The 13015-nt window shown below is 58.3% G+C and carries 8 protein-coding genes; 2 read left to right on the plus strand and 6 right to left on the minus strand.

Annotated elements, in window-relative coordinates:
* The first annotated feature begins 37 nt into the window (after nucleotides 1–37).
* Nucleotides 38–328: a hypothetical protein gene (locus CJ255_RS01220; RefSeq protein WP_097642269.1), complete on the plus strand. Its 291-nt coding sequence runs from the start codon at nucleotides 38–40 to the stop codon at nucleotides 326–328.
* 730 nt (nucleotides 329–1058) lie between these two features.
* Here the strand turns inward: CJ255_RS01220 and CJ255_RS01225 are convergent.
* From CJ255_RS01225 to CJ255_RS01245, 6 genes are all read right to left on the minus strand, one after another.
* On the minus strand, nucleotides 1059–2189 hold the full coding sequence (locus CJ255_RS01225) for a heparan-alpha-glucosaminide N-acetyltransferase domain-containing protein (protein ID WP_097642270.1): 1131 nt from the start codon (nucleotides 2187–2189) through the stop codon (nucleotides 1059–1061).
* 63 nt (nucleotides 2190–2252) lie between these two features.
* The gene (locus CJ255_RS01230; protein WP_245863101.1) at nucleotides 2253–4721 is read right to left on the minus strand and encodes a spermidine synthase family protein; all 2469 of its coding nucleotides are present in this window, start codon (nucleotides 4719–4721) and stop codon (nucleotides 2253–2255) included.
* Between the two features lie 22 nt (nucleotides 4722–4743).
* Nucleotides 4744–6726: a hypothetical protein gene (locus CJ255_RS01235; protein WP_124681777.1), complete on the minus strand. Its 1983-nt coding sequence runs from the start codon at nucleotides 6724–6726 to the stop codon at nucleotides 4744–4746.
* A 140-nt stretch (nucleotides 6727–6866) separates the two neighbouring features.
* Entirely contained in the window at nucleotides 6867–8588 is a 1722-nt protein-coding gene (locus tag CJ255_RS01240) for a hypothetical protein (RefSeq protein WP_124681778.1), read from the minus strand.
* 46 nt (nucleotides 8589–8634) lie between these two features.
* Complete coding sequence (locus CJ255_RS22365) at nucleotides 8635–8883, minus strand: hypothetical protein (RefSeq protein ID WP_124681779.1); 249 nt, start codon at nucleotides 8881–8883, stop codon at nucleotides 8635–8637.
* Nucleotides 8884–8926: 43 nt separating this feature from the next.
* On the minus strand, nucleotides 8927–10789 hold the full coding sequence (locus CJ255_RS01245; protein ID WP_097642273.1) for an ABC transporter ATP-binding protein: 1863 nt from the start codon (nucleotides 10787–10789) through the stop codon (nucleotides 8927–8929).
* Between the two features lie 392 nt (nucleotides 10790–11181).
* Here CJ255_RS01245 and CJ255_RS01250 point away from each other — a divergent pair, with 392 nt between their 5' ends.
* Nucleotides 11182–12999: a site-specific integrase gene (locus tag CJ255_RS01250; RefSeq protein ID WP_097642274.1), complete on the plus strand. Its 1818-nt coding sequence runs from the start codon at nucleotides 11182–11184 to the stop codon at nucleotides 12997–12999.
* Nucleotides 13000–13015 lie beyond the last annotated feature (16 nt).

Consider the following 13015-nt stretch of genomic DNA (forward strand, 5'->3'; position numbering starts at 1 on the left):
TCTGTGGTTATATTCTCTATACCTCTTTCGCGCTCTTTTGCGACAATACACCGAGGAGACATGGGTTCTCTGTGGTACAATTCTCTGTACCTTCTTTGCGTTCTTTGCGGCAACGCACAGGGCGCAGCGGGCAGAGATCGAGGCGCTGTTGCCCCAACTTGAAGCGGATGGTTGGCGCATCGCCACGGCCACCCAGCGCATCTGGGCGGGCGAACGGGAGCTAGCGCAGCTTGCCGCCGGTCTGGATGTGGAGGATACCGCACTAATCGCCCGCATCCTGAGCTTCGTCGCCAATCCGGCGGCGGCGGGGCTGCTGGAGGAGGAGTGAGGGGCTTTCAGGTAGAGACTTTTTTGCTCCGCCGCGTTCTCACGCGATCCATTGAGACAAGGCAGCACCTTTTGGTGTGTAAAGGGTTTTTGACGCGCTCCAATGAACCAAGAGCAGCGCACATGACCTGGCAGGTGGGGCGCGTGCCGCCACCATGAGGGCGTCAACGATCCCACCGCGCCGCACCTGCGAGGTCTCATGAGCCGTTGGTACCTCAGACCTGCCAGGTGTGCGCCGTTGGGTCTGTGGGGCTACGCATGGTGGCTGCACGGCGCCCACCTCGCAGGTCGTTTGTCCGCGTTCCATGAGCACATCCTTGACACCGCATCCAATCCAATACTTCCAAAAAACTCTATCGTTGAAAGGAGAGGGGTAGGGGGTGAGGGCCACCCGTAGTCGCCCAAGCACCCCGTAGGGGCGTAGCAGCGGCCCCACAGCGAATCATGGCACCACCACAAACCAAGTTGTCGCTACCCGCCGTGGCGATGGATAGGAGCAAAGCACCACCGGACAGACGGGATGGTCGTAGTGGTTTCGGAGGCAAAGAGTTCAAAAAATTCGATCAGAAAGGCGCTTAACATTGGTTGGAAACGACAAACACCAGACCTCATCTGTGGTCTGGTGCTTCGGCTTGTTCACTCGTTTCTTGCACGATGACATGTTACAATGGCCTATGGGACGCCATGTTCGGCAATCTCCAATCTACAATCTGCAATCTCCAATGGTATGCTCACACATAGCTCAAGTAACGCGGATAGCGCTTTCGCAGCGTTCGATACTTCGCCGCGAGGGGCCACAAGACGAGCAGGCCAAGCAACCAGGCGCTATAGCCCCAGATGACCCGTGGCCCCGGTAGCTCCACCAGGCCCATGAGTTGCGCTACATAATGGTAGACTACAATGTGAGCTACGTAGAAGAAGAGTGAGACCTGACCGACCAGCACGAGAAATTGGAGCGGCCCACGGTCAAATAGGCGCGGCCAGGCGTAGAAGCCCCCTAAGATGAGTCCGGCGATGCCAAGGTTGAAGGCGAAGTAGGTGAGGCTTGGGGGCGCTTTGCTCATCACCAGGAAGTGCGCGGGGCTGTCGCCCACCAACCCAAAGGCCCCTAAGTCGCCAAAGCCGCCAATAAGCCGTAAGCCTAGCCAGAGGCTCAAGAGCGCGAGGCCACCCAAGGCCCATGTACGCGCCCGGCGCAGCAGTGGTGCCGCCTGGTATTGCCCCAAGGCATAGCCCAACCACATCAGCGGCCCCCAGCCCAAGACCGCAAAATGGGCCGGGGGGGTTGTCTCGTAGCTATAGGTAAGCCAAAAAGCCTGCCAGAAGGGCTGCGTTGCCCCGGCCATCAACGCATCGGCCATAGAAGCCACCACCGCCTGATGCAGCAGCAGTGTCCCCAAGGCTACCCCCGCCAGCCACGCCGTCGGCAGTAGACGCAAAAGACTCAATAGGGTCATCGAGGCCGCGAGGGCTGTTAGCACATGGGCATAGGGTGCGTCGCCCATCCAAAAATAGCTACAAATGGTCAGATCGAGTACCAGAATCACCCCGGCGCGGATCAGCATATAGCGCGTCGTGGCCCCCTCTGGATTGCCTTTGCGCCGCTGCCCCGCTGCGTAGAGCGCCAAACTATAGCCCCCCAAGAGGAAGAAGATCGGCGAGGCGAGATTGGTCAGCAGCCCACTCCCCCAATAGGCAATACTCTGCAAAAAGACCACCTGGCCCCCATACGATTCGGCCTGCAAGCCTGCGCCCACAAAGAAGCTAGAGTGGTCGAGCGCCATCATGAGCAGCGCCACGCCGCGCAGTGCGTCAATCGCGACGATGCGTTGTGTACTACGCTGGGCGGGTGAGACGGTCATACTCGTTCCTGTTTCCCATCGGACGATGGAATGCGTGCGGGAACCGGGTTCCATCACGGCCCCCTACACCCGCTGTGCCTCTGGGCTAAAGACTTCGGTAGCCTCATAGCTACTACGCTCGCCGCGCACGCGCCAGAGCGCCATGCTCACTACGGCAGCACTGAGGTAGCAGAGCGCCCCAACAGCCAAAGCAACGGTGAAACTACTCAGCATACTGATGATGATCACCAGCACCGAGCCAAGTACCGAGAAGACCCCGTTCATACCCCAGGCCCACGGTACCAGCCCCGGCGCCTGCACCCCTAGCCGCCGTAAGCCCGTCGGGAAGGGCATGCCCATCACCATCGAAAGCGGCGCCAAGAGCAGTACGCTCGTCAGAATACGCATAGGATCGCTCAGGCGTAAGAGGCTGGCAAAGATGGGCGGCAGGGCGACAATGTAGACCATAATGAGTACGGCGACTAGCAGCAGCACATTCCGCAGTTGCCCCGCCGTCTCGATCCGACTACGGGCCAAGAGGCTGCCCAAAGCCGAGAAGGCGAGCATACTGGCAATCGTGGTGGTCACGGCATGGATCGGGTAGCCAATGAAGAGCGTGAAGCGCTGGATGAGCACAATCTGCACAAAGATGTAGCCCGCCCCCAAGAGGCTGAAGTAGATCAGCACCGGCAGCGTCGCCGAGGTACGCAACCCGTCACGCTTGTAGCGCGCCAGCGGTACAACAATGAAGATGACCGCCGTCAACAGCGCCATGCTGAACATCGTGAGCAGAATCAGGTTGCCAATCGGGAAGCGGTTCAAACGCCCTTCATAGGCTTGATCAAAGTGCAGATTGCTCCACTTGAAGTAGTTGTAGAAAAAAGGATTATCATCAGTTACCGGAAAGATGTGGAAGGGATAGTCGCGCTCAAAGGCACGCGGGTCGGGCGCATAGATATAGTCGGCAAAGGTGGTATCGAGGCGCACCAGAGGATGCTGAAGCGGTTCAAAGTTATTGCCCACCGCCCATGTCTCCAGTGTACTCATCTGCTCCGCTGTAAAGGGCGAGCGACTCACCAGCAGCGTCGCATTCTGCCCACTCTCGTTGGCCACAATGGCAATATGCGCCCCCGGCTCGCTCACCCCCATGCGCCGCAACGCCTCCGCCGCCAGGCCCGTCAGCCGCAACATCTCACGCGGGGGACTGTTCACATCGCGTGTCCACGAAAAGACCCCGTTGGGCGATAGGGCGTTCAGCGATTGTTCCAACGAGTTGACCGTGTAGATGTAGGATTCGGCCAAGACATAGGCACCACCCGATAGGGCTGCGAGATTGTCCAAGCCAATACCCTGAATGATGTCATACTGCTGATCGGTGCGCGTCAGGAAACTACGCCCCTCAGCCACAATCAACTCGGTACTCGGATGTTCCGCAATGCGCCCGGTATAGTCGGCATAGGGGCCATTGAGCAGCGCCACAATACTGGGGTTCAACTCAATCGCAGTGATACTGCTGGCACCGTAGAGCCGCGCCAGCAGAATATCCAAGCCGCCACCCACGCCAATCTTGAGCGTACTGGGTTCTTCGAGGCCCAAATGGTAGACCGCGCTGATCACCGCGTGATCGAGGAAGCGGAAGCGCTCTAGATCGGCCTCACTGCCATCAAAGGCATACATGCCGGTCATCGAAGTCCCATCAATCGTCACGAGGCGCAGCGGCAACTCCGGCGCGCCCTCACGCTCATAGGCCGAACTGACCGCCCCAACAATCATGGGATCGGTAATGACCATTTCGGGCATCACATCCACCCGCCCCACCGGGTCCCAGCGCGTAAATTCGGGGCGACTATTTTGGAAGCGTTGGGCCCAACCCAACTCCTTCGATTCCGGCACCGGCAGGGCCAACGGGCGATTGACCAGCAGCAGCAGCAGGCCCACCTGAGCCACAAGGATCAGCGGGAGTGCAGCACGCAACTTTGGATTCCCCTCAATCCCTAGAAGGAAGGCGGCCAGCATGGCCAAGATCGCTACCAAGGCAAGCGTGCCCGGCCCACTGAAGATCTGCAAGATCACCAGCACCCCCACGGTCGCCACACCCGCACCAAGCATATCGGCAAAATAGAGCCGGTGAGCCTGCTCGGCCCAGCGGCTAAAGATCGCTGCCACCACTAAGCCCCCACTGAAGAAGGTGGCAAAGAGGCAGGTAAAATAGATAATCAGGCCAATAATTGATTGCACCAACTGTGCTGCTCGCAGCGGATCAATCGCCACATAGCGTATCGCCACGAGATTCAGCAGCACAATGACGCTAAAAATAAACGCCAACCCACCCACCCGACGACGCAGTGTCTCATCGTCCCACTGGCGCACCGCAAGGAACGTACCCGCAGCACCACCACCCAACAGCGCCACACCAATTACCAGATAGGTAAAATGGTGCCAGATCATCAGCGAAAAGATGCGCGTAAAGGTGATCTGTAGCGCCAAAATAGAACCCGACACGAGGGCGAGGCCAACATACTTACTCAAGTGGTGTTGGGTGATTGCCTGCATAGATTTGTACGTTCCTTCTATCTTACCCATAGACCGCCACGACCCGTTGCTGTGCTGGCGGCAGTGCCACCGTTGCATAGGTGCGCCCCGCAAGGGTGATCTGCGGTGCGCTGGTTGTTTGCTGCGCCGCCAAGCCGAATTCGCGGAGTTCCCGGGTGCCGTGGCGCAGTGGCAAGAGCAGCACGGCTGGGCCAACCGGATTGGGGGGCACCTTGAGTTCTACCGTGAGCCGTTGGGTGTCAGCCTCCCAAAAGGTGGCTCCGATCTGAAGGGCCTGACGCGCTTCGATGAAGTTCAACCAGCGCTCGGCACTCATGATCGGCAGCCCTTGGCTCGCCGCATACTCCAGGGTTGTGGCAAGCCATGTGCCCACTTCCTCGGCAATGTTCCCACCAAACAAAAAGGGATCGATGTGGCATTGTAGCCCCAATGCCGCCGGGTAGTGGGCCACACTCGCCGCAATTTGGGCCATGGTCACCTCCGCAGCCTCTGCGCCACTCAACCCTACCTCAAAGCCGGTCGCAAAGACCGGCATCAGATGCTCATCTACGAGTTGGGTGGGTTGCTGGTAGACACTCAATAGCGCCCCGTCGTTGTCCACAAAGCGCATAGGCAGGCCCGTGCCACTCAGGTAGCCGTAGGCCCATGTGCCATCAGCATGGCGTACCGCTGGCCCGGAGTGGTAGTGATCGAGATTCATCCGCAAGCCGTAGCGAGCCTGGATACGTGCATTTTCAACCCAACCATGCCAGAGAATGCGGTGCGTCCGCACTGTTGGCGGCAACGGCCCATAGCCATGCTTGATAAAATCGTTCCAGTAGGTATTGTAGCCCGGCTCTAGCCCCATTTCAACATACGGATGCATGCCAAACTCATGACCCCGTGCCCGCCACGCGGCAATCTGGGCAGGCGTAGGCAGCGGATCATTCCCCCGTAGCCGTCCGCCCACCAGTGGTAACTCCGCCAACGCCCAACGCGAACGGCGCGTCGCCCGCCCCAGCAGATCGCTCTCTGGTGGCGTATAGTAGACCGAAGCCGTGCCAGCGTGCTGCTCCACCGCAGTATACAACTGCTCAATATGGCTCACGCGGCTCCCATGGGCATCGCCGGTTGCCACCAACACACTTGGCGCACCCTCCGGGAAGTACCAGAGGCGCAAGAGCGGTGGCCCCGCTTGGACCAACAGTTCCAGCAACAGGCTCAACATGCGCTGCTGAAGATCGGCCTGCGGCACGGCCATGCGCTCCAGATCGATCCAGCCGTAGAAAAGATCGCTCGCCCGAATCCCCTCCATTCCATCACGCTCCTGGTCGGCCCACTCAGGATTACCCTGACGCAGTAGCGCAATGCAACGGGCCAGATCATAGGCCCAATAGAGTGTCCGCCCGCGCCCCACTTGGTGCCAACAGAGCAACGGATCACCTGCTTGGTTGGTGGCCAGCACGTCGGCCCCCGCGAGCGCAATGCGGGCGCACGGCCCATGCACCTGCAACGGCCCTCGTTCCAGCCCGGCCAGATCAGGATGCTCACTAATCATCTGCACATAATCACCGGCAACCCTGGCACCCAAATCATGTACGCCAAAGAGTTCAGCGAGTTGCCCAGTGGCCTGAAAGCCCACCAAGACCCCGCCTTGTAGTACAAAATCATGCAGCAGCGCCACGAGACTACTATGCAGCGCCCCAGGCCCGAGCAACACCACCTGCACAGCGGCCAACGCCTGCTCATTCAACTCAGCCACATGCAACCGGCGCAGACTCACAAAGCCCTCGGTACGCAGAATTTCGCTCAGATAGCCACTAAAATTGGGCTGTCCCCCTGGATTATTCAGAATCAAAAGTTGACCAGCATCCTCATTGGTACCAGGCGGCACCGCCAGCCCACTCGCATCCGCAAATGGCGCAGCCAACGGCTGCCACTCCAAACCATAGGCCAGCAACAACCCCGCAGCCGTCGTATGCGCCGCAGTCGCCAAAAACTCGCGCCGGGAGATCTGTCTCTTCATGGTCTCCATACGGTACAAGTTGCCCCTAACGTAGCGCTAAATTTCTTTTCAGTCGGCTTGACATGCTTGTTAGGTGTTCGTATGCTCAAGCTCAAAACCTCTGTGTCCTCGGTGCCTCTGTGGTGAAAATCTCTGTACCTCTAGCGCCGTAGACGCAAATAGACCATGCCGACAAACGAGATCAGCAGTGCCGCACTCAACAGGCCCACACCTACCCCCTGGAGCCCACGCAGTTCCCAGAGGGGCGGGCCATCAAGCGTCTCAAGCCTAGCTAGTTGCTCTGCGAGGGGCGTGGGGGTGGGCAGAATCACCGGCTCAGGCGTTGCTGTGGGCAACGTATCAGGATGGGGCGTAAAGGTGGGCGCTGGTGCTTGCTCTGGTGCGGTAAGTTGAGCGCTACTGTACCAGACCAACTGCTGCTCGGCGCGGCTCACTGGATGGAAGTTACTAGTAAACCAGAGCGCATGCAGTCGGTTACCTCGTTCAATCACCAATTGCGGGCCCAGCGGATTATCGGCACCCGTCGCTATCCGTACTGGTGCCGACCAACGCTGACCGTCCCAATGCAGATGCAACAACTGCGCTGTCGCACTACCGCTGCCCGGCTGTAGGCCCACCATCAACAGATGGATGTGGCCTTGACTATCGGCGGCCATGCTAAAGCGCGGGTAGAGCGCCTGGCGCTGCCCGCGCGCCTGCACATCTGGAATGATCCGTGGGGATGTCCATGTATTCCCACCATCAGACGAAGATTGGTAGAAGACGCTGTTACTCCGCGTGCCCCGGTAGACCAGCATGAGCGTGTTGGCTTGGTTCAGCCCTAATACCGCTTGGGTCACTGGTTCATCAAGCACCCCCAGCTTGCGCGGAGTACTCCAATCTGTAGCGCCAGCATCAGCGTAGCGGTAGACCAATTGCCCCCCTACAGCATCTGCATTCTTCCGCTCTTCCCATATGACATGTACGCGCTGGCGCTCATCCACCGTGATCTGGGGATAAAGCGCATGGGCATCCTCCTGCTGATCCTGCTGATCCTGCTCATCCTGTTCATCCTGCTCATCCTGCTCATCCTGCTCATCATCCGAGAGATTCTCGGTTAATGACCAGATGGTACCACCATTATCAGAAAAGCGGTAGAAAATATAGGGGCAATCGGAGCAGATTTTTCGTTCAGAATCACCCTCTAACATCTGAGCAATCGTTTCAATACCCGGAGGAATCTCATTCATCACCATATGCAGGGTGCCATCATGCTGATCCAACGCCATATGGCTATGTGGGCCTTGGCTCAATGGCCATGGCGGAAAGAGCAACAGGTTACGCACCACCTCATCGAGGGCTGCCGTGAGAAACCATTGGCGTCCCGTATTACCCACCAACATATGGAGCTTGCTATCACGCCCGGTCAGCAACTGTCCCCGTAGCTCAAAAGCGGGATTATACATCCCCGCCCCACCACTGAGGGTTGACCCAGCATCACCCAGCGATGGACGTTCACGCTGAAATATGATTGAGCTTGTTGTCCATGTATCATCAATGCGCGCTCGGTAGATCAACAGATCATGATAGGCTGCCGCTTGTGTGCCCGGCTCACGCTGTTCACTTATATCTAGTTTGACACTATGCCAAACGGTATGGATTGAACCATAATGATCAACCGCGAGTGCTGGCACGCCAGCAATGGTCATCTCTTCGTCGTCCAACTCGGAAATAGCTACTGGATCGCTCCAGCGCAACGCTGTTGTCGCCATGCTCTTTGGTACTGCCAGAAGCACCATAAGCAGTGCCCCCACCAGGGCAGCAAGCAGCAAGAACACACGACGCGGATTGTGTGGAAAGAAACCCATACGCCATGGTAGCACAATCTACCTGCCAACCCAAGGCTTCTTCGCGCTAACAAGTTTTTTGTTAGCACGAAAAAGCTCTGAGCCGCAACGTTGGCTGAGCCTGTCGAAGCCACGCGGCGCGGTGGCGCGGTGGCGCGGTGGCTGAGCTTGTCGAAGCCAGCCTGTCGAAGCCACGCGGCGCGGTGGCGCGGTGGCGCGGTGGCTGAGCTTGTCGAAGCCAGCTTGTCGAAGCCAGCCTGTCGAAGCCACGCGGCGCGGCCCAGAACTTCTTCGCGCTAATCCGTTTTTTCTTTCGGTTTGGCGGCTGCACCGCCAAACCGAAAGAAAAAAGAGGGCTTTGGGACAGCGCTCCCTCAAACTTCCGCATGGCTAAATTGGCTCATGTAGAGTGCGTAGTAAGCCCCCTCAAGCGCAAGCAATTCATCATGGGTGCCCCGTTCCACAATCTGGCCGTCCTGAACTACGAGTACCACGTTGGCGTTGCGTATGGTGCTGAGCCGGTGGGCAATGACAAAACTGGTGCGCCCGATCAGCAGTTGGTCGAAGGCCCGTTGGATCAGCCGCTCGGTGCGCGTATCCACACTGCTGGTCGCTTCGTCCAAAATAAGGATGCGCGGATCGGCGAGGGCTGCGCGGGCGATGGCGAGCAGTTGGCGCTGGCCCTGGCTGAGGCCGCCGCCCCGTTCGCCCAAGACGGTCTGGTAACCATTGGGCAGTCGCTCGATGAACTCGTGGGCCGCAACGAGTTGCGCCGCCGCAATGACCTCGGCGTCGCTGGCGGCGATCCGCCCGTAGCGAATGTTGTTCATCACGGTGTCGGCAAAGAGGAAGGAATCCTGAAGCACAATCCCGATCTGACGACGTAGGCTGGCCGCAGTCACCATGCGTACATCGTGGCCATCAATCGTTACGCTACCCGCAGCCACATCGTAGAAGCGTGGGATCAGATTGATAATCGTTGTCTTGCCCGCGCCGGTTGGCCCCACAATCGCTACCATGTGGCCCGGTTCGGCCACAAAGCTGACGCCGCGTAACACAGGTTGATCGGCAATGTAGGCCGCATGCACCGCATCAAAGACAACCCGCCCGTTGATCGGTGGTAGTTCATAGGCATCAGGCCGATCCAGGAGCTCTGGATCGGTATCAATCAGGCCAAAGATGCGCTCACCTCCAGCTACCGCACTCTGCAAATTGGTCCAGAGGACGGCAATCTGCTGAATGGGCTGGTTGAAACGCTGCACATACTGGATGAAGGCAAAAACCATGCCGAGCGAGATCACCCCGCTGCCCAGCAGAGCTTGACCGCGCAGGGCGCTCAGGCCACCTACGACCACCACAATGGCAATGGCCACATAGCCGAGCGCCTCTAGCACCGGGTTGAGCGCACTGGTGAAACTTGCGGCGCGCACATTGGCATCACGGTTGGCCGCATTGGCCGCCCGGAACTGTGCGATGCTCTCTGCTTCGCGGTTGAAAGCCTGCACCTCGCGCATCCCAGCGATCCCCTCTTGCAGCCCGGCATTCACATTGCCCATCTGCTGGCGGCTGGTGCGAAACGCTTTGCGTGCCTGCGTCGAGAAATAGAGCGTCGCCAAGATCATTACCGGCACCACACTGAGACTCAGCAGCGCATAGGTCAGATTGGTCGCCAACATGAGCACGCCGGTCACAAGGAGCTGAAGCACCCCACTGATCACACTGAGCAGCGCAAAGCCAAGAGCCTGCTGAATGGTATCGGTATCACTGGTAATGCGGCTCATGATATTCCCAGCCTCGTTGCGCGTATAGTAGCCCACCGAGAGCCGCTGAATTTGGGCAAAGGTATCCTCGCGGATGCGGCGTAGCGCCTGTTGGCCGACCCAATTCATACTAAAGAAGGCGATCCCCTGAAGCAGTGCGCCGGTTGCAAAGAGGCCACTCATGAGCAGCACCAGGCCAGCCAAGCCCCTCAATCGCTCCTCTGGCGCGACCACTACTGCTGCTGGATCATACCAACAGGTATCCAGACGGGGCAGAAAGTAGCAGTCAACCGCTTGGCCAATCAGGGGCGCAGTGCCAACCTGAAAGACCGTGGCCACAATGATCATCAAGACCGTCAGCACCAACAGATACCACCAAGGCCGCACATAGGTACCAAAGCGACGCAGCGTCGCCACAACATCCTTAGGCTTCTCGGCCTCTTGGCGCAATGCCCGTCCGGGCGACCCCATCATCATGGGTGGTTATCCTTGCTATCACGTTCGTCTTCGTTTGAGAATGACTAGAATTTGTAGGGCTGCGCCCTTCAACCCGCTGTTAGCGCGAAGAAGCCTTGGGTTCGTGGGGGTGCGTCGCGTTGGCTGAGCCTGTCGAAGCCACCGCGACGTTGGCTTCGACAGGCTCAGCCAACGTCGCGGCCCAGAACTTCTTCGCGCTAACAAAGAGTTTTCTTGGAAGAGGCTTCGCCTCACCCCCCCCCCGGCAAGAAACTCACCTTCATGCGTATGGTAACATACCTACATCTCCTTGACACCCCCCTCACGTAATGCTACCCTGTACCCGAAACAATGTCTCTGTGAGGGAGATGCTTTAGCATGCGCATCGTCTCGCTAGGATGGAGTAAGGGGCTATGACCCACCACGAGCCAACTATCGCCGCCATTCTCCGGCAACTTGCCGGTGAGTACCATGGCCCCGTTGAGGAACGGCGGGTGCTTGAGCGGGTGCTCGAACAGCGTCCCAGTAACGCCAAAAACCCCTTTGCTACGATTCGCGAACGTCTGCGTTGGGATGGACTGGCGCTGGGCTGGTTGCGCCTGGGCCGTGGCCAACTGATGCCTCTGCATATTGCGCTGCATGGCTTGCGCTTTCGCTGTCTGCCCCGCGATGAGGATCTTGGAAATGGCATGCTGCCCCTTGCCCATCTGCTGCCCTTCTGTGGCACCCGTGGCATGAACTTTACTCTGCAGGATGCCTGGGGTAGGCCGCTGGAGTTTATCAGCCTGAAACCTGATGAGCCACACATGAACGGTATGCCCGCCTTTGCAATGAATCAGTGGTACAGTAAGGTTGGTTTCCGTAGTGGCGATAGTATCATTGTTACCGTGACGCGCAGCGATCCGCTGGTATTGACCATGACCCGCGAACGGCGCGAGGATTTTTCAGCAAGCGCTGTGGCCAAGCAGGATGCTGAGTTGCTTGAGGCGATCTTGCAGCGTACCCAGCGCACACAGAGTACGCTTGCCCCCTGTGATGAGATCGTGCTGCCTATCTTTGCTACCGCACCATGGCGCAGCGCCTACCCCGGTACCCCTTGGCAACACCTCGTGCTGCGCGATGAGCGCCTCACCCTGGTGGATGACATCTTTCTTACCAATCAGCCCCTGGGTGCGCTCAAGCTCTTCAACTGCGCCGAGGTCTTTGAACCACCCCCACGCGCAGCCGATGCCGATGAAGCCCGCGATCGCGCCCTCCTTGCCCAGATCGAGGCGCTCCAGCACGAACTGCACCGCGCTCGTGAACGCGATGCCGAAGCGGGGCTCTGGAATGGCCAAGTGCAACGCGCCTCCGCAACCTTCGGTGGCTTCAGTGAGGACGATACCAACCAGCATCACCTCTTCGATCAGCTTGAAGATGAACTCGTTGGCGGCGATTGGGAACTTGATGACGATTGGGACGATGATGATGACTTTGATCAGCCCGAGGGGGTTGTAGTTGACCAAGCTACCCTCCAGGCTGCTCACGAGCGCATGCTTCAACTGTTACCCCCTGAAACCATTGCGCGCCTCAATCAGGCCCGCGATGAAGAGGCTGAAGTCATTATTGCCCAACATCTCAATATGCTCCTCGCTCGCGCCCCCGATCTCTTCCCCCGCATCAACATCTTACCCATCACCAATGAAGATGAGACGTTTGAATCATCTTTTTTTGGTGATTGGGTAGAGGATGATTGGGATGAAGATTATGATGGTAATTTTGACCACTTTGAAGATCTGTTTGAGGATACCAATACTTCGGTTTCACTCGATCAGAGTAGCGATCTCATTGCCCAGTTTTACGACTACCTGCTTGAAATGGGTAAAACGAGTACCACGGCGCGCGCCCGCTCACGGGCACTCAAGATCTATGCCGAGTTCCTCGCCTCCTACTATGGGCGCACCCTCGCCCAAGGTGACTACGCGACCCTCGATGAGTGCCTCTTCTTCTACTACCCGCGCCGTGTCAATAAGACCTCTGAACGCCAAGTGCGCGATCTCTGTACCGCGTTGAAGCAGTTCTACGCCTTCCTCATCCAACGAGGTGTCATTGAAGACGACCGCTTCGCTGAAGCGCTTTGGCGCCGCCGTGATCAAGTGGTGCGCGTGGTGGAACTCTACGACCAGATGACCGGCGATTCGCCGAGCTTTGAGTTGCTCTTTGAACGGCTCTTTCTGCCGTATACGGAGTAATACTCAGGGTAATACG

The sequence above is a fragment of the Candidatus Viridilinea mediisalina genome (genome assembly GCF_002532535.1).
Taxonomy (GTDB): domain Bacteria; phylum Chloroflexota; class Chloroflexia; order Chloroflexales; family Chloroflexaceae; genus Viridilinea; species Viridilinea mediisalina.